Annotated in this window: 15 protein-coding genes; 7 read left to right on the top strand and 8 right to left on the bottom strand. The window is 53.7% G+C overall.

The genetic code is table 11. The annotated features are described in order from the left end of the window. Positions 1 to 19: 19 nt before the first annotated feature. From QUE34_RS24805 to yjcO, 6 genes are all read left to right on the top strand, one after another. Complete coding sequence (locus QUE34_RS24805) at positions 20 to 295, top strand: YtcA family lipoprotein (RefSeq protein ID WP_001305715.1); 276 nt, start codon at positions 20 to 22, stop codon at positions 293 to 295. 18 nt (positions 296 to 313) lie between these two features. Then, positions 314 to 1,345 (top strand): multidrug efflux transporter periplasmic adaptor subunit MdtN, encoded by a 1,032-nt coding sequence (gene mdtN / locus QUE34_RS24800; RefSeq protein WP_105268552.1) that lies wholly within the window; start codon positions 314 to 316, stop codon positions 1,343 to 1,345. Further along, the gene (gene mdtO, locus QUE34_RS24795; protein ID WP_032304308.1) at positions 1,345 to 3,396 is read left to right on the top strand and encodes a multidrug efflux transporter permease subunit MdtO; all 2,052 of its coding nucleotides are present in this window, start codon (positions 1,345 to 1,347) and stop codon (positions 3,394 to 3,396) included. Before mdtN ends, mdtO begins: the two co-directional genes overlap by 1 nt. Then, positions 3,393 to 4,859, top strand: coding sequence for a multidrug efflux transporter outer membrane subunit MdtP (gene mdtP, locus QUE34_RS24790; protein WP_032304306.1), 1,467 nt, complete (start codon positions 3,393 to 3,395; stop codon positions 4,857 to 4,859). The genes mdtO and mdtP overlap by 4 nt, the downstream gene beginning before the upstream one ends. A 197-nt stretch (positions 4,860 to 5,056) precedes the next feature. Then, entirely contained in the window at positions 5,057 to 7,204 is a 2,148-nt protein-coding gene (fdhF, locus tag QUE34_RS24785; RefSeq protein ID WP_001300547.1) for a formate dehydrogenase subunit alpha, read from the top strand. A 93-nt stretch (positions 7,205 to 7,297) separates the two neighbouring features. Continuing rightward, positions 7,298 to 7,987, top strand: coding sequence for a Sel1 family TPR-like repeat protein YjcO (yjcO, locus tag QUE34_RS24780; protein WP_000719886.1), 690 nt, complete (start codon positions 7,298 to 7,300; stop codon positions 7,985 to 7,987). A gap of 304 nt (positions 7,988 to 8,291) precedes the next feature. Here yjcO and gltP read toward each other — a convergent pair whose 3' ends face one another. The 8 genes from gltP to nrfA all read right to left on the bottom strand — a co-directional run bounded on the left by gltP (position 8,292) and on the right by nrfA (position 16,322). After that, entirely contained in the window at positions 8,292 to 9,605 is a 1,314-nt protein-coding gene (gene gltP / locus QUE34_RS24775; protein WP_000789589.1) for a glutamate/aspartate:proton symporter GltP, read from the bottom strand. 341 nt (positions 9,606 to 9,946) lie between these two features. Continuing rightward, complete coding sequence (nrfG, locus tag QUE34_RS24770; protein ID WP_000812977.1) at positions 9,947 to 10,543, bottom strand: heme lyase NrfEFG subunit NrfG; 597 nt, start codon at positions 10,541 to 10,543, stop codon at positions 9,947 to 9,949. Then, complete coding sequence (gene nrfF / locus QUE34_RS24765; RefSeq protein ID WP_001032533.1) at positions 10,540 to 10,923, bottom strand: heme lyase NrfEFG subunit NrfF; 384 nt, start codon at positions 10,921 to 10,923, stop codon at positions 10,540 to 10,542. The genes nrfG and nrfF overlap by 4 nt, the downstream gene beginning before the upstream one ends. Next, positions 10,916 to 12,634: a heme lyase CcmF/NrfE family subunit gene (locus QUE34_RS24760; RefSeq protein ID WP_072001022.1), complete on the bottom strand. Its 1,719-nt coding sequence runs from the start codon at positions 12,632 to 12,634 to the stop codon at positions 10,916 to 10,918. The genes nrfF and QUE34_RS24760 overlap by 8 nt, the downstream gene beginning before the upstream one ends. A gap of 19 nt (positions 12,635 to 12,653) precedes the next feature. Continuing rightward, entirely contained in the window at positions 12,654 to 13,610 is a 957-nt protein-coding gene (nrfD, locus tag QUE34_RS24755) for a cytochrome c nitrite reductase subunit NrfD (RefSeq protein ID WP_000195167.1), read from the bottom strand. Next, the gene (gene nrfC, locus QUE34_RS24750) at positions 13,607 to 14,278 is read right to left on the bottom strand and encodes a cytochrome c nitrite reductase Fe-S protein (RefSeq protein ID WP_032304304.1); all 672 of its coding nucleotides are present in this window, start codon (positions 14,276 to 14,278) and stop codon (positions 13,607 to 13,609) included. The genes nrfD and nrfC overlap by 4 nt, the downstream gene beginning before the upstream one ends. Continuing rightward, the gene (gene nrfB, locus QUE34_RS24745) at positions 14,275 to 14,841 is read right to left on the bottom strand and encodes a cytochrome c nitrite reductase pentaheme subunit (protein WP_001296647.1); all 567 of its coding nucleotides are present in this window, start codon (positions 14,839 to 14,841) and stop codon (positions 14,275 to 14,277) included. Before nrfB ends, nrfC begins: the two co-directional genes overlap by 4 nt. Positions 14,842 to 14,885: 44 nt before the next feature. Continuing rightward, complete coding sequence (nrfA, locus tag QUE34_RS24740; protein ID WP_032304302.1) at positions 14,886 to 16,322, bottom strand: ammonia-forming nitrite reductase cytochrome c552 subunit; 1,437 nt, start codon at positions 16,320 to 16,322, stop codon at positions 14,886 to 14,888. A gap of 392 nt (positions 16,323 to 16,714) precedes the next feature. Between nrfA and acs the strand changes: the two genes are divergently transcribed. Then, positions 16,715 to 18,673, top strand: coding sequence for an acetate--CoA ligase (gene acs, locus QUE34_RS24735; protein WP_032304301.1), 1,959 nt, complete (start codon positions 16,715 to 16,717; stop codon positions 18,671 to 18,673). The last annotated feature ends 106 nt before the right edge of the window (positions 18,674 to 18,779 follow it).

The following is an 18,779-nucleotide window of genomic DNA, read 5'->3' as shown; positions in this document are numbered from 1 at the left end:
CAGACAGGATGTATTTAATATGCCAACAGTTCTCTCTCGCATGGCGATGCAACTCAAAAAAACAGCCTGGATAATTCCCGTCTTCATGGTTTCGGGATGCTCATTATCTCCGGCAATCCCGGTGATCGGCGCTTATTATCCCAGCTGGTTTTTCTGCGCCATTGCCAGCCTTATTTTGACGCTCATCACGAGGCGAATTATTCAGCGGGCAAATATCAATCTGGCATTTGTCGGAATTATTTATACCGCCCTTTTTGCTCTCTACGCCATGCTGTTCTGGCTGGCATTTTTCTAATCTATTTGAGACGCGCTCATGGAAAGTACGCCGAAAAAAGCTCCTCGCAGTAAATTCCCTGCTCTGTTAGTGGTTGCGTTGGCGCTGGTTGCCCTTGTTTTCGTTATCTGGCGCGTAGACAGTGCGCCATCAACTAATGACGCCTACGCGTCAGCAGATACCATTGATGTGGTGCCGGAAGTCAGCGGTCGCATTGTAGAACTGGCGGTCACCGACAACCAGGCGGTGAAACAGGGCGATTTGCTGTTCCGCATCGACCCGCGCCCGTACGAAGCCAATCTGGCGAAAGCCGAAGCCTCCCTCGCGGCGCTGGATAAGCAAATTATGCTCACCCAGCGTAGCGTTGACGCACAACAGTTTGGTGCCGACTCGGTTAATGCCACGGTAGAAAAAGCCCGTGCCGCCGCGAAACAGGCCAGCGATACATTACGCCGCACCGAGCCATTACTGAAAGAAGGTTTTGTCTCAGCGGAAGACGTTGACCGCGCAAGAACCGCACAGCGTGCGGCAGAAGCAGATCTTAATGCCGTATTGTTACAGGCGCAGTCAGCCGCCAGCGCTGTCAGCGGCATTGATGCACTCGTTGCCCAACGTGCAGCTGTTGAAGCGGATATCGCCCTGACCAAGTTGCATCTGGAAATGGCAACCGTTCGCGCGCCGTTTGATGGCCGAGTCATTTCCCTCAAAACTTCGGTTGGGCAATTTGCTTCTGCCATGCGCCCTATTTTCACCCTAATCGACACCCGTCACTGGTACGTGATCGCCAACTTCCGCGAAACCGATCTGAAAAATATTCGCTCGGGTACACCCGCAACGATTCGCCTGATGAGCGACAGCGGCAAAACCTTCGCAGGTAAAGTGGATTCGATTGGCTACGGCGTGCTACCGGATGACGGCGGCCTGGTGCTGGGCGGCCTGCCGAAAGTGTCTCGTTCTATTAACTGGGTCCGCGTTGCCCAGCGTTTTCCGGTCAAAATCATGGTTGAAAAACCTGACCCGGAAATGTTCCGCATCGGCGCTTCGGCAGTCGCTAATCTTGAGCCGCAATAATGAGCGCGCTCAACTCCCTGCCATTACCGGTGGTCAGGCTGCTGGCGTTCTTTCATGAAGAGTTAAGCGAGCGGCGACCAGGTCGCGTGCCGCAGACTATGCAACTCTGGGTAGGCTGCTTGCTGGTGATTCTGATCTCGATGACTTTTGAGATCCCTTTTGTGGCGTTATCACTGGCAGTGCTGTTTTACGGTATTCAGTCGAACGCGTTTTACACCAAATTTGTCGCGATCTTGTTTGTGGTCGCCACGATGCTGGAAATCGCCAGCCTGTTTTTGATCTACAAATGGTCATATGGCGAACCGTTGATCCGATTGATCATTGCCGGACCGATCCTGATGGGCTGTATGTTTTTGATGCGCACCCATCGGTTGGGGCTGGTCTTTTTCGCCGTCGCCATTGTCGCTATTTACGGGCAAACCTTCCCCGCCATGCTCGACTATCCGGAAGTGGTCGTGCGCTTAACCCTGTGGTGTATTGTTGTCGGCCTCTACCCGACGTTATTGATGACGTTAATCGGCGTGCTGTGGTTTCCCAGCCGCGCTATCACGCAGATGCATCAGGTGCTTAATGATCGGCTTGATGATGCCATTAGCCACCTGACGGACAGCCTCGCACCGCTACCCGAAACGCGGATTGAAAGAGAGGCGCTGGCGCTGCAAAAACTCAATGTCTTTTGCCTCGCGGACGATGCCAACTGGCGAACTCAGAGCGCATGGTGGCAAAGCTGCGTGGCAACGGTAACCTACATTTACTCGACGCTGAATCGCTACGATCCCACCTCTTTTGCTGATTCTCAGGCAATTATTGAATTTCGGCAAAAATTAGCCTCAGAAATCAACAAACTGCAGCATGCCATTGCCGAAGGTCAGTGCTGGCAAAGCGACTGGCGGATCACTGAAAGTGAAGCGATGGCGGCACGGGAATGTAACCTGGAGAATATCTGCCAGACATTGTTGCAACTGGGTCAGATGGACCCGAATACGCCGCCAACGCCCGCCGCCAAACCGCCATCAATGGTCGCCGATGCTTTTACCAATCCAGACTATATGCGCTACGCGGTAAAAACGCTGCTCGCCTGTTTGATCTGTTACACCTTCTACAGCGGCGTGGACTGGGAAGGCATTCACACCTGTATGCTGACCTGCGTGATCGTCGCTAACCCCAATGTCGGTTCGTCGTACCAGAAGATGGTGTTGCGTTTTGGCGGGGCTTTTTGCGGCGCAATTCTGGCGCTGTTATTCACGCTACTGGTCATGCCCTGGCTGGACAATATTGTCGAATTGCTGTTTGTGCTGGCACCGATTTTCCTGTTGGGCGCATGGATTGCCACCAGCTCTGAACGCTCTTCTTATATCGGCACACAGATGGTGGTCACCTTCGCGCTCGCCACGCTCGAAAACGTTTTTGGCCCGGTGTACGACCTGGTGGAAATTCGCGATCGCGCCCTGGGTATCATCATTGGTACCGTGGTGTCCGCGGTGATTTACACCTTTGTCTGGCCTGAAAGTGAAGCGCGCACACTGCCGCAAAAACTGGCTGGCGCGCTGGGTATGTTGAGTAAAGTAATGCGGATCCCACGCCAGCAGGAAGTCACGGCTCTGCGCACTTATCTGCAAATTCGCATAGGTCTGCATGCGGCGTTTAATGCCTGTGAAGAGATGTGCCAACGCGTGGCGCTGGAACGTCAACTGGATAGCGAAGAACGCGCGTTACTGATTGAACGTTCGCAAACGGTTATTCGTCAGGGCCGCGATATTCTTCACGCCTGGGATGCAACCTGGAACTCGGCGCAGGCGCTGGATAACGCACTACAGCCGGACAGAGCAGGCCTGTTTGCCGACGCACTGGAGAAATACGCCGCCGGCCTGGCAAGCGCATTCAGTCGTTCTCCTCAAATAACGCTTGAAGAAACACCCGCCTCGCAGGCCATTCTGCCGACCTTATTAAAACAGGAGCAACACGTCTGCCAGCTTTTCGCCCGCTTGCCAGACTGGACAGCCCCGGCATTAACGCCCGCCACGGAACAGGCACAAGGAGCCACGCAATGATCAATCGTCAACTTTCACGCCTGCTGTTGTGCAGCATTCTCGGCAGCACGACGCTGATTTCCGGCTGTGCCCTGGTACGTAAGGATTCTGCGCCTCATCAACAGCTCAAACCGGAACAAATCAAACTGGCCGATGATATTCATCTTGCCAGCTCCGGTTGGCCGCAGGCGCAGTGGTGGAAACAACTCAATGACCCGCAGTTGGATGCTTTGATCCAACGGACGCTAAGTGGTTCACACACCCTCGCCGAAGCGAAACTGCGGGAAGAAAAAGCGCAGTCGCAGGCCGATTTGTTAGATGCCGGTTCACAATTACAGGTCGCAGCGTTAGGGATGCTCAACCGCCAACGTGTCTCGGCGAACGGCTTTTTAAGCCCTTATGCTATGGATGCGCCAGCACTGGGTATGGACGGGCCGTACTATACGGAAGCCACAGTCGGTTTGTTTGCCGGACTGGATCTTGATTTGTGGGGTGTGCATCGCTCAGCGGTTGCCGCCGCCATTGGCGCGCATAATGCAGCGCTGGCAGAAACCGCAGCAGTAGAGCTATCGCTGACCACGGGCGTAGCGCAGCTTTATTACAGTATGCAGGCCAGCTATCAGATGCTCGATCTGTTAGAACAAACTCGCGATGTGATTGATTACGCGGTGAAAGCGCACCAGAGCAAAGTGGCGCACGGCCTGGAAGCGCAAGTGCCTTTCCACGGCGCGCGGGCGCAGATTCTGGCGGTCGATAAACAAATTGCTGCCGTTAAAGGGCAAATCACCGAAACGCGAGAATCTCTGCGTGCATTGATTGGCGCAGGAGCCAGCGATATGCCGGAGATCAAACCGGTGGCATTACCGCAAGTCCAGACCGGTATTCCGGCGACACTCTCTTATGAGTTGCTCGCCAGACGCCCGGATCTGCAAGCCATGCGCTGGTATGTTCAGGCGTCATTAGATCAGGTGGATTCCGCGCGGGCGCTGTTCTATCCGAGCTTTGATATCAAAGCGTTTTTCGGCCTGGATTCTATCCACCTGGATACCTTATTCAAAAAAACCAGTCGCCAGTTCAACTTCATTCCTGGTCTGAAATTGCCGCTGTTTGACGGTGGACGGTTGAATGCCAATCTCGAAGGCACGCGCGCCGCCAGCAACATGATGATTGAACGTTACAACCAGTCAGTGCTGAATGCGGTGCGCGACGTTGCCGTCAACGGCACGCGTCTGCAAACGCTCAACGACGAGCGAGAGATGCAGGCTGAACGCGTGGAAGCAACGCGCTTCACCCAGCGCGCTGCCGAGGCCGCCTATCAACGCGGCTTAACCAGCCGCTTACAGGCCACCGAAGCCCGGTTGCCTGTGCTTGCCGAGGAGATGTCATTACTGATGCTGGACAGCCGCCGGGTGATCCAAAGCATTCAGTTGATGAAATCGCTGGGTGGCGGGTATCAGGCGGCTCCCGTCTTCGAGAAAAAATAAAATGTCAGCCGCGTGATGGCTGTCACGCGGTATTTCGTTTCGTCACGTCAAAACTGACGACAGCCTGTTTTTCGTCAGAGTTTTGAACAAATAGTGCCCGTAATATCAGGGAATGACCCCAAATAAAATGTGGCATAAAAGATGCATACTGTAGTCGAGAGCGCGTATGCGTGATTTGATTAACTGGAGCGAGACCGATGAAAAAAGTCGTCACGGTTTGCCCCTATTGCGCATCAGGTTGCAAAATCAACCTGGTCGTCGATAACGGCAAAATCGTCCGGGCGGAGGCAGCGCAGGGGAAAACCAACCAGGGTACCCTGTGTCTGAAGGGTTATTATGGCTGGGACTTCATTAACGATACCCAGATCCTGACCCCGCGCCTGAAAACCCCCATGATTCGTCGCCAGCGTGGCGGCAAACTCGAACCTGTTTCCTGGGATGAGGCACTGAATTACGTTGCCGAGCGCCTGAGCGCCATCAAAGAGAAGTACGGTCCGGATGCCATCCAGACGACCGGCTCCTCGCGTGGTACGGGTAACGAAACCAACTATGTAATGCAAAAATTTGCGCGCGCCGTTATTGGTACCAATAACGTTGACTGCTGCGCTCGTGTCTGACACGGCCCATCGGTTGCAGGTCTGCACCAATCGGTCGGTAATGGCGCAATGAGCAATGCTATTAACGAAATTGATAATACCGATTTAGTGTTCGTTTTCGGGTACAACCCGGCGGATTCCCACCCTATCGTGGCGAATCACGTAATTAACGCTAAACGTAACGGGGCGAAAATTATCGTCTGCGATCCGCGCAAAATTGAAACTGCGCGCATTGCTGACATGCACATTGCACTGAAAAACGGCTCGAATATCGCGCTGTTGAATGCGATGGGCCATGTCATTATTGAAGAAAATCTGTACGACAAAGCGTTCGTCGCTTCCCGTACAGAAGGCTTTGAAGAGTATCGTAAAATCGTTGAAGGCTACACGCCGGAGTCGGTTGAAGATATCACCGGCGTCAGCGCCAGTGAGATTCGTCAGGCGGCTCGGATGTATGCCCAGGCGAAAAGCGCCGCCATCCTGTGGGGCATGGGTGTAACCCAGTTCTACCAGGGCGTGGAAACCGTGCGTTCTCTGACCAGCCTCGCGATGCTGACTGGTAACCTCGGTAAGCCGCATGCGGGTGTAAACCCGGTTCGTGGGCAAAACAACGTGCAGGGTGCCTGCGATATGGGCGCGCTGCCAGATACTTACCCTGGCTACCAGTACGTGAAAGATCCGGCTAACCGCGAGAAATTCGCCAAAGCCTGGGGTGTAGAGAGTTTGCCAGCACATACCGGTTATCGCATCAGCGAGCTGCCGCATCGCGCAGCGCATGGTGAAGTGCGTGCCGCGTACATTATGGGCGAAGATCCGCTACAAACTGACGCGGAGCTGTCGGCAGTACGTAAAGCCTTTGAAGATCTGGAACTGGTCATCGTTCAGGACATCTTTATGACCAAAACCGCGTCGGCGGCGGATGTCATTTTACCGTCAACGTCGTGGGGCGAGCATGAAGGCGTGTTTACTGCGGCTGACCGTGGCTTCCAGCGTTTCTTCAAGGCGGTTGAACCGAAGTGGGATCTGAAAACGGACTGGCAGATTATCAGTGAAATCGCCACCCGTATGGGTTATCCGATGCACTACAACAACACCCAGGAGATCTGGGACGAGTTGCGTCACCTGTGCCCGGATTTCTACGGTGCGACTTACGAGAAAATGGGCGAACTGGGCTTCATTCAGTGGCCTTGCCGCGATACTTCAGATGCCGATCAGGGGACTTCTTATTTGTTTAAAGAGAAGTTTGATACCCCGAACGGTCTGGCGCAGTTCTTCACCTGCGACTGGGTAGCGCCAATCGACAAACTCACCGACGAGTATCCGATGGTACTGTCAACGGTGCGTGAAGTCGGTCACTACTCTTGCCGTTCGATGACCGGTAACTGTGCGGCACTGGCGGCGCTGGCTGATGAACCTGGCTACGCACAAATCAATACCGAAGACGCCAAACGTCTGGGTATTGAAGATGAGGCATTGGTTTGGGTGCACTCGCGTAAAGGCAAAATTATCACCCGTGCGCAGGTCAGCGATCGTCCGAACAAAGGGGCGATTTACATGACCTACCAGTGGTGGATTGGTGCCTGTAACGAGCTGGTTACCGAAAACTTAAGCCCGATTACGAAAACGCCGGAATACAAATACTGCGCCGTGCGCGTCGAGCCGATCGCCGATCAGCGCGCCGCCGAGCAGTACGTGATTGACGAGTACAACAAGTTGAAAACTCGCCTGCGCGAAGCGGCATTGGCGTAATACAGTCCTTTCTACAGCCTCCTGTTGGAGGCTGTTTTTTTATCCATTCGAACTCTTTATACTGGTCACTCCCTACCCAATCGTATTATCAAAATGAAAAAAATTATCGCATTGATGTTGTTTTTGACATTCTTTGCCCACGCGAACGACTCCGAGCCTGGCAGTCAGTATTTAAAGGCAGCAGAGGCCGGGGACCGACGCGCACAATATTTTCTTGCCGACAGCTGGTTTAGCTCCGGCGATTTGAGCAAAGCCGAATATTGGGCACAGAAAGCCGCCGACAGCGGTGATGCTGATGCCTGCGCACTGTTAGCGCAGATCAAAATCACCAATCCGGTCAGTCTGGACTATCCACAAGCAAAAGTTCTTGCAGAGAAAGCGGCGCAAGCAGGCAGTAAAGAAGGTGAAGTGACGCTGGCGCATATTCTGGTGAATACTCAAGCGGGTAAACCGGATTATCCAAAGGCGATTTCGCTGTTAGAAAACGCCTCGGAAGATCTGGAGAACGACTCCGCCGTCGATGCCCAAATGCTGCTTGGTTTGATTTACGCCAACGGCGTGGGCATTAAGGCCGACGATGACAAGGCAACCTGGTATTTCAAACGCAGCTCTGCGATTTCCCGAACCGGTTATTCCGAGTACTGGGCGGGAATGATGTTCTTAAATGGTGAAGAAGGTTTTATCGAGAAGAACAAACAGAAGGCGCTGCACTGGCTGAACCTGAGCTGTATGGAAGGGTTTGATACCGGGTGTGAAGAGTTTGAAAAATTAACTAACGGTTAATGTAGGCCTGATAAGACGCGGCAAGCGTCGCATCAGGCATTGATGTCGGATGCGGCGTAAACGCCTTATCCGACCTACAAAATCACGCTAAATCAGGCTATTGCGCAGTCTGGCGTAGGCCTGATAAGACGCGGTAAGCGTCGCATCAGATATTGATGTCGGATGCGGCGTAAACGCCTTATCCGACCTACAAAATCACCCTAAATCAAGCTATTGCGCTGTCTGGCGTAGGCCTGATAAGACGCGGCAAGCGTCGCATCAGGCATCCACACATTGCCGGGTGTATGTCCCCGGCAATCCTCAATTATTGATCCGCAGTTTTATCAAATTTGCCCAGCACTTCGCGCTCATAAGCCAGCGCTTTCTTACGGTCAAATTTGTGTTCCCACTTGGCAATCACCAGCACCGCCAGCGCGTTACCCACCACATTCAGTGCCGTACGTGCCATGTCGAGGATACGGTCAACACCGGCAATAAACGCCAGACCTTCCAGCGGGATCCCTACGCTGCCCAGCGTTGCCAGCAACACCACAAACGACACGCCCGGCACGCCAGCAATCCCTTTCGAGGTCACCATCAGCGTCAGCACCAGAATGATTTCCTGCCAGATGGACAGGTCAATGCCATACAACTGCGCGATGAAAATAGCGGCAATACTTTGATACAGCGTCGAACCATCAAGGTTAAAAGAGTAACCGGTCGGCACCACGAAACTGGTGATCGACGCCGGTGCACCGTAGGCTTCCATCTTCTCAATAATTCGCGGCAACACGCTTTCAGAGCTGGCAGTGGAGTACGCCAGAATCAGCTCATCTTTCAGAATACGAATCAGGATCCAGACGCTTAACCCGCACAGGCGCGCCACAATTCCCAGCACTACCAGCGCGAAGAACAGAATGGCGAAATGCACCAGCAGCACCAGTTTCGCCAGTGGCCACAGAGACGAGAAACCAAAGTTAGCCACCGTCACCGCAATCAGCGCAAACACACCCACCGGCGCATAACGCATCACCATATGAGTCACTTTAAACATGGTTTCAGAGATGGAGCGGAACACGGTCACCAGCGGTTCACGATGCGTCGCGGGCAGGGAGGAAAGCCCCAGACCAAACAGTACCGAGAAGAAGATGATCGGTAACATTTCGCCTTTCGCCATCGACGCCACAATGTTCGTCGGCACCAGAGACAAAATCGTGCCCATAATACCGTGGGAACTGCTCTGTACCGCTTCTGTAGTGCTCTGATATTTCGAGATATCGACGGTTGCCAGCTGCGACATATCCACCCCGGCACCGGGCTGGAAGACGTTCGCCAGGGTGATCCCCAGAATGATGGCGACAGTGGTGATCACCTCGAAATAGATAATGGTTTTCGCGCCAATACGCCCGAGCTGTTTGGCATCACCAACACCCGCGATACCCACCACCAGCGTGGAGATCACAATCGGCACAACAATCATTTTGATCAGATGGATGAAGATATCACCCGCCGGAGAGAGCAAATTGACGACCAGCCAGTCGCGGCTGTCGCTATGGTAGTGCAGGTAGCTTCCCAGGAGAATGCCCAGCACCATAGCAAACAGAATCTGCCAGGCCAGGCTGAATTTTATATTTTTCATCAGAATAACTTCCTCAATGGAGCGCCGTTCCCCGTTCAGAAACGCGAGAACGTGACATACTGCCAGGGCATGAATTGTGTTGCGTTGGTTTGTAGATTTTTTTAACGCTTATGATCAGTATCATTTGCGCGGTATGTTGCGCAACCCTTTAACAACAGAGCTTTTCGCTGCATTAATGCATAATAACGCGAGTTTATGGCAGGATTAATGAATAACCATTTGTTATGGAAAGATTTTTATTTGTTTAACCTGCAATAATACTGATTAGTGATTATTTTGGGCATATGTTCATTCGATTATTTTTTATGCAGCTCAATAACATAATCTTCATCACCAGATGATTAATCTGATCTCCGCTGCAACAGTTTCGCCAAATTAATCGACTCGACCAGCTGTGTCCGGTTGATCCGGGGTGAGTTGAGATCCATCACTTTTTGCCATAGTTCGATGGCTTGCGCGTAATTCGCCTGCATAAACGCATCGGAAGCCAGCAGCATCAGAGCGGTGATTTCGTTAGAGTCCAGCGCGAGGGCTTTGTCGATCATTGCGCGAGTCTGGGCGGTCATATGCTGGCTGGCCTGGTAATAAAGCACCGTCGCCAGCGCCGCATACAGTTCAGCGTTCTCACCACGTAGTTGCAACGCCTGACGGTACGCCAGCAGCGAATTGCTGTAATCGTTTTGCCACAGATAATACTCGCCCAGTAACGCCCATTGTTCGCTGTTTTGTGGATTAGCGCGGATTTTATCCTGCAATGCCTGAAGCTGCGCTTCCGGGGTTTGCTGGCTGGCAAACTGATGTAGCGGATCGCGCTGACGCTGATACTCCGCACGTACCGCCTGCCATTTTGGGCTTAACAGATAACTGCCGATACAGAGAAATACCATCAATATCGTGAGTGTTGTCAGCATTTTCACCGGTATTTGAGGCTGTTTCATCGCTTCGCCCTTACCCGCCAGAGGATCAGTATCATCAGCAGTAACAACACCACTGGCAGCGCCCACAACACCAGCGTCTGACCGGTTAACGGTGGGTTATAGCGAACAAAATCTCCGTAGCGTTCGGTCATCCAGCCAATGATTTCGACTTCACTTTTCCCCTCCGCCACCATGCTGTAAACCTGATGGCGCATACTGACTGCCACCGGCGCATTGGATTCCAGTAAGTTCTGATTCTGGCACTGCGGGCAGCGTAACTGGCTGGCAATATTTAACGCCTGTTCCTGTTGTTGCGGATTGGCGAATTGCCAGGTGTCTACAACCTGAGCGCGCGCAAAACAGGTAAATAACAGCAGTAGCGTGAGAAGCCCTTTATTCATCGCGCTTCCTCCCCCGCCATCCGCTTAACAATGCGCCCGCAATCATCAACAATCCTCCCCCCCAGATCCAGCGCACACCGCGTTGTACATACAAACGAAAAGCGTAACGATCCGGTCCGGTTTTCTCGCCCATGACCGCATACCAGTCATGGATGCCGTTCCAGCGAATTGACGGTTCCATCATTTGCTGACGACGTGCTTCGTAAAAACGCCGCTCCGGCGTTAATTCACCAATGCGTTGCTGATGGTCAAACAGCGCCACTATCGCTTTTTCGCTGGTGTAATTGCCTTTGGCTTGCAGATCGAGGCGCTCAAAACGGAAGGTGTATCCTGCCAGAGTCACCTGCTGACCCGGCTGTAAATTCAGGCTGATCTCCTGATGGCTGACGCTTGAAACCACGATCCCCGCGGCAAATAACAGCACACCCGCATGCGCCAGCAGCGCCGGAAGCTGCACGCGTTTGCCAGAGACAAACGTCGCCAGCACAATCACCACCAGCATCAACAGACCAAACGGTAACGTCGCGCGGTTAAAATACGGCGCGCCAACGGAGAGGCGTCCCCAGCCCAGCAGGCCGTAAATCATCGGATAAAGCGTTCCCACCAGCACTATCAGTAGCACTGCGCAAAACAGCAACAGCGTAGCGAGGATTAACATTTCCCGCGATAACCCCGAAAAACGCACCGCCGGGCCACCGTCCCGCGCTCGCCAGCCATACAGAGCCAGAGACGCAAGGCTAATCAGTGCAAACAGGCTGAACAACGGCACGGCGCGGACGTTATCCAGTGCGAACGCATGAACCGAAACCAGAATGCCAGAACGGACAATTAAGGTGCCCAGCAGCGACAGCATCAGAGTAACTATCGCCAGTAACAGCGACCAGTGGCGGAAAATCCCCCGCTGGCGTGTCAGGGACAAACTGTGCAGCAGCGCAGTGGCAGAAAGCCAGGGTAATAAAGAGGCGTTTTCCACCGGGTCCCAGAACCACCAGCCGCCCCAGCCCAGTTCGCAATAGGCCCACCAGGAACCAAGGATGATCCCCGCCGTTAATGCGCTCCAGCCAGGTAGTGCCCAACGCCAGCAAATTCGGGCGTTGACACCATCAAACTCGCCGCGCAGTAGACTCGCCAGCGCCACGCTCGCCGCTACCATCAAACCGCCATAGCCAAGATAAAGCAGCGGTGGATGAAAGATAAGACCGGGATGTTGCAGCATCGGATTGAGATCGCGACCTTCGATTGCTGGTGGAAATATCCGCACGAAGGGATCGGACCACAGCACCACAAACAGTAGCAGTGCGGCGAGCATGAGAGATAAAACGGCTAGCGTCAGCGGAAATAGCGGATCGGTTTGCTGCCGATAATGCCAGGCAAACAGCGCGCTCCACGCGGAAAGGAGTAGCACCCAAAGTAGCAGCGAACCTTCATGCCCTCCCCACACTGCCGCCAGTTTGAGTTCCCACGACAGCAGGCTGTAGCTATGTTGGGCGACATAAATGACCGAGAAATCGCTGATGAGAAAACAATACGTCAGTACGCCAAAAGCGATCAGCAGGAGCGCGAACTGTGCCAGAGTGCCGATGCAAGTGAGTCGCATCATGGCAGGCCAGCGCAACCGCACTCCCGCAAAGGTTGTCAACGGGGTCAACACGTTGACCCCAAGACTTAACAACAACGCCAGAAAACCGACTTCAGGAAGGAATACGTCCAGAAACCACCTCTTTTCTGGCTTACGCCACCGTCAACTGCCCAGCGTAGAGAATGAAAAAGCGCAGCATCAACACCCCGACCAGGCTGGCCCCACACGCCGCCAGCACGGCAGGAATCCCGGAACTGCGATTGACCCACGGTTTGAGCAACATTGGCACAATCAGCCCCAGCCCGGCGACACCAAGCCAGAACCACCACGTCCAGAAACCACCGCCCAATGCTGCCACCAGCGCACGCACTTTGCCGTCATCGCCCAGCGCCAGGCCAACAAAAAACGCCACCAGCAGGAAGATTTCGCCCCATACCACAGGGATTTCCATCCGGTGAACAAAGTGCGCTTCCGTGGAATGCGGATTACTGCGCTGGCGTATCGCCATAGCGATCAACGCCACCGCCGCACCGGACGAGATGCCGGAGAAGAGGAATAGCACCGGTAAAATCGGATTATTGAGGAACGGATATGATTTCAGCGCAGACAGCAGAAAGCCGGTATAAGCCCCCAGCAACACCGCCAGCACCAGCATCAGCGTTTCCAGTCCGCGGTGAACGGGCGTCAGCAGGCTCAGAACCTTTTGCACAATTCCCAGCTTCGGCAACCAGCGTTGTTGCAGGGCAAGCAAATCATGTTCAAAGATTTTCGCCAGCCACAACACCAGCACCACCATGTAGAGCTGAAACAGCATCACCCCCATCGACATCACTGAGGTAAAACTGTAGTGGAACATCAGCTTCCAGAAGGTCCACGGTCTTGTCAGGTGGAAGACGAGGATCAACAGACCGAGGATCACCGCGCCAGGCCCGACAATCAGCGTGGTGCGCAGCAACGTACTGTCTGCACCGCCCGCCTGTGGGTAGAAGCGACGTAACAGCACGGCCAGCGTCACCAGACCGGCAGAAATACCAATCAAAAACAGGTAGATGGCAATCGGCCAGTCCCACACCAGCGATTCAAAATGAAATGCGGAAGTCTGCGTCATTGGCTCACCTCCCCGTATTTAAACGGTACGCGGTACAGCTTCGGTTTGGTTCCCAGCGCCAGCTTGTAGCGGTAAGTGGGCTTCTGGCGTAGCAGTTGCGAAATCTCACTGTTGGGATCGTCCAGATTGCCAAACGTCAGCGCCTTCGTCGGGCAAGCCTCAACGCACGCGGGGAGCTTACCGGCCTGCAAATTGGTCTTACGGCAGAAATCGCATTTGTCCGCCGTCTTCGTGACCGGATGGATAAAGCGCACGCGGTACGGACAGGCGGCGATGCAGTACTGACAACCGACGCAGAGATCTAGGTTAACATCGACAATCCCGCTGGCAGCATCGCGAAAAGACGCACCCGTTGGGCAGACGTCAACGCACGGTGCATGGTCGCAGTGCTGGCAAGACTTACGAAAGAAGCGATATTTCACATCAGGAAATTCGCCCTGCGGCTCGCTACGAATAATTGTCAGGCGCGAGACGCCTTCCGGCACCTTGTTCACTTCCCGACAAGCATCCATACAGGCAGTACAGCCGATGCATAACGACTCGTCATGCACCATGCCGTAACGCACCCCATTGATATTCAACGTTTTCGCCACCACGCGTCCTGCGGTGCCGCTGACGGCTGCCAGCACGCCGACGCCGGTGAGAAACTGGCGACGAGACCAGGTCATGGCTGCTCCTTAAGCAACGGAACAGACGCCGGGTTAAAGTTCGGATTGGTGCGCTGATCGCTGTGGCAATCGACGCAAATCTTAATCCGTCCTTTGTCACTTAACGTCTGCATCGTATCTTGCTGTGGATGCAGGGAATGGCAGCTGGCGCACGCCACTTTGGTTACGTGGACATCGTGCGGCCAGAACGCTTTTTGCAACTGTTCCGGCAGATGGCAGGACATACAGACGCTGTTCTGCTCTCCAACCTTGTACATCGGCTCGTTAAAGCGCATCACATCTTTCACCCCTTCGCGGTGTTGCGGTGATGGCTGGCCGTGACAGTTGGTGCAGGTGACCGGCAGTTTGTTATTCGGGTTGATAACAGAAGCATGTTTGCCATGCATACCTTCGGTATCTGGTTTATGACAGTCCAGACAGGCGGCATCCGGGTTACGCTGCTGGGTAACTTCGTAGCGATCACCAGATGCCTGCGCCGCAGGGGTAGCGGTAATTCCGTTCAGGCTCCACAACAGGCCCGACGCCAGCACCCCGGCAGTTAATAACGAACGTAATACGCTCATATTCACTCCATTGTGTTTTCCGCCCCTTGCGAGGCGGAACAGGGTTATTGGCTTAACAGACCGTTTTTACGTGCCTGCTCTTCCCACTGCGGGATCACCGTTTTGATAAAGTCCTGCTTCTCAGCCTTGATTTGTTCCATGTTCAGGCCAATGGCCTGCTGGGCTTTCTCTTTGGTCGAGATATCCGGGATCGGGATTTCATGGGTGATGCCTTTGGTCGCCAGCAGGCGCGCCAGTTTGGTGCGCGCATCCGCCGCTTTATCCATCGCCGTACCGAGCATCCTCAGACCTTCTTCCGGTGCGTGCATATGAATGCCGTGGGAAGCGATCGCCAGATCCCAACGCCACTGGGCATGACGAATATCGTCCTGAATGGGCTTCATTTCGGCTTCTGTCGCGCCTGCGTCCAGCGCCGCTTTCGCTTCGAAGTGAGCGTGAACCAGTTGATCTTCAACCTTGATTTTCAGGTCGTTAATCGACTGCTTACGTTCCGCGACCACTTTTTGCAAGGCAGCTTTGTCCTGGGTATGGCAGTTCGCACAAGTCTGGGCGAAGTTATCAAACGGATTACCAATTTTATGGTCGGTGTAGAGTTTGCCTTCGGCGTTCTGCACTTTTGGCATATGGCAGTCGATACAGGTCACGTTGTTTTTACCGTGAATGCCCGCTGTCCAGGTTTCATATTCCGGGTGCTGCGCTTTCAGCATTGGCGTTTTCGACAGGGAGTTAGTCCAGTCAGAGAAGGCAATTTTGTCGTAATACTGCTCCATATTTTCGACTTTCATGCCGTCATCCCACGGGAATTTAACGGCTTTGTTTTTGCCATCGAAGTAATACTCCACATGGCACTGACCGCAAACCATCGATTGCTGGTCGAAACGTCCGGCTTTCTCAAAAGGTTTACCAATGGCTTCCATCGCACGAGCCGCATACGGACGGGAAAGGGTTAATTCCGGTTTGCCTTTGGCGAATTCTGGTGAGGCGGTGTTATGACAATCGGCACAACCTAAGTTGTTGACGATTTCCGGGCCGCCACGCGCCCATTTACCATGGAAGTAGCCATCTTCGCCGTCTTTCTGGATCAGACGCGCCACATCCGGGCTTTTACAACTCCAGCATGCCATCGGTAGCGGACCATCTTCAGCGTTTTTCGGCGCACCGGTACGCAGGGTTTCACGCACATCGGTCACAGCAAAGGCATGTCCACGCGGCTTGTTGTAATCGCGCGAGAAAGGATACCCCGCCCACAGGATCACCAGCCGTGGATCTTCCGCCAGGGCGTCAACACGCTCTGACTGTTCAGAGGTGGCTTTCCAGGAGAGATATTGATCGGGATGCTGCGGGGCAAAGGTTTCATTCTTCGCTTCCACAGTTACAGGTTTTGCGGGAGCAGCCGTTTGTTCAGCGTGAACAGAAGTGAAAAAGAAAAAAGGAATCAATAAGCTGAAGATACGGCGTGCGTTTATTTTTATCCTTGTCATAGGGGCTTCATCCGAATTGCGCCATTGTTGCAATGGCGGTTTTTATTGTTTTTCACGACAGTAACCGCACCTACACTGTCATGACATTGCTCGCCCCTATGTGTAACAAATAACCACACTGTGAATGTTGTCTTTAATCAATTGTAAGTGCATGTGAAATACCACTTTAGAGTTAGTCAGTATCTTCCTCTTTTTCAACAGCATGCATAACTGCATGTTCCTCAAAGAATTAATCAACTTTTGTTGCTGACCTTCAAAAATTACCCTGCCGTTTATTTGCACAATTCTACTTTTGCGTGATCTGTCGCCCAAATACTAAACAAAACTGCCAATACCCCTACATTTAACGCTTATGCCACATATTATTAACATCCTACAAGGAGAACAAAAGCATGAGTCAAATTCACAAACACACCATTCCTGCCAACATCGCAGACCGTTGCCTGATAAACCCTCAGCAGTACGAGGCGATGTATCAACAATCTATTAACGCACCAGATACCTTCTGGGGCGAACAGGGAAAAATTCTCGACTGGATCAAACCTTACCAGAAGGTGAAAAACACCTCCTTTGCCCCGGGTAATGTGTCCATTAAATGGTACGAGGATGGCACGCTGAATCTGGCGGCGAACTGCCTTGACCGCCATCTGCAAGAAAACGGCGATCGCACCGCCATCATCTGGGAAGGCGACGACGCCAGCCAGAGCAAACATATCAGCTATAAAGAGCTGCATCGCGATGTTTGCCGCTTCGCCAATACCCTGCTCGAGCTGGGCATTAAAAAAGGTGATGTAGTGGCGATTTATATGCCGATGGTGCCGGAAGCTGCGGTCGCAATGCTGGCCTGCGCCCGCATTGGCGCGGTGCATTCGGTGATTTTCGGCGGCTTCTCACCAGAGGCCGTTGCCGGACGCATTATCGATTCCAACTCACGGTTGGTGATCACTTCTGACGAAGGTGTGCGCGCTGGGCGCAGTATTCCGCTGAAGAAAAACGTCGATGACGCGCTGAAAAATCCGAATGTCACTAGCGTTGAGCATGTGGTGGTACTGAAGCGTACTGGCGGAAAAATTGACTGGCAGGAAGGGCGCGATCTGTGGTGGCACGATCTGATTGAGCAAACGAGCGATCAGCACCAGGCGCAAGAGATGAACGCCGAAGATCCGCTGTTTATTCTCTATACCTCCGGTTCCACCGGGAAGCCGAAAGGCGTGCTGCACACTACCGGCGGTTATCTGGTGTACGCGGCGCTGACCTTTAAATATGTCTTTGATTATCATCCTGGCGATATCTACTGGTGCACCGCCGATGTGGGCTGGGTTACCGGGCACAGTTATTTGCTGTACGGCCCGCTGGCATGCGGCGCGACCACGCTGATGTTTGAAGGCGTACCGAACTGGCCGACGCCTGCCCGTATGGCCCAGGTGGTGGACAAGCATCAGGTCAATATTCTCTATACCGCGCCCACGGCGATCCGCGCGCTGATGGCAGAAGGCGATAAAGCGATCGAAGGCACTGACCGTTCGTCGCTGCGCATTCTCGGTTCCGTAGGCGAGCCAATCAACCCGGAAGCGTGGGAGTGGTACTGGAAGAAGATCGGCAACGAGAAATGTCCGGTGGTCGATACCTGGTGGCAGACCGAAACTGGCGGTTTCATGATCACGCCGCTGCCTGGCGCTACCGAGCTGAAAGCCGGTTCGGCAACACGTCCGTTCTTCGGCGTGCAACCGGCGCTGGTCGATAACGAAGGTAACCCGCTGGAAGGGGCTACCGAAGGCAGCCTGGTGATCACCGACTCCTGGCCGGGTCAGGCGCGTACATTGTTTGGCGATCATGAGCGTTTTGAACAGACCTACTTCTCCACCTTCAAAAATATGTATTTCAGCGGCGACGGCGCGCGTCGTGATGAAGATGGCTATTACTGGATCACCGGGCGTGTGGACGACGTGCTGAACGTCTCCGGTCACCGTCTGGGGACGGCAGAGATTGAGTCGGCGCTGGTGGCGCATCCGAAAATTGCCGAAGCCGCTGTCGTGGGTATTCCGCACAATATTAAAGGTCAGGCGATCTACGCCTACGTCACGCTTAATCACGGGGAGGAACCGTCACCAGAACTGTACGCAGAAGTCCGCAACTGGGTGCGTAAAGAGATTGGCCCGCTGGCGACGCCAGACGTGCTGCACTGGACCGACTCCCTGCCTAAAACCCGCTCCGGCAAAATTATGCGCCGTATTCTGCGCAAAATTGCGGCGGGCGATACCAGCAACCTGGGCGATACCTCGACGCTTGCCGATCCTGGCGTAGTCGAGAAGCTGCTTGAAGAGAAGCAGGCTATCGCGATGCCCTCGTAACTCTCAATTGCCGGATGCGATCCGGGCAACAAGTCGGAAACGATTTGTAGGCCTGATAAGACGCGACAGCGTCGCATCAGGCATTGATTGCCGGATGCGGCGTATA

Source organism: Escherichia sp. KS167_9B (assembly GCF_030295215.1).
GTDB lineage: Bacteria > Pseudomonadota > Gammaproteobacteria > Enterobacterales > Enterobacteriaceae > Escherichia > Escherichia coli_F.
Note: the sequence above shows the minus strand (reverse complement) of the source record. Positions and strands in the feature narration are given on the sequence as shown.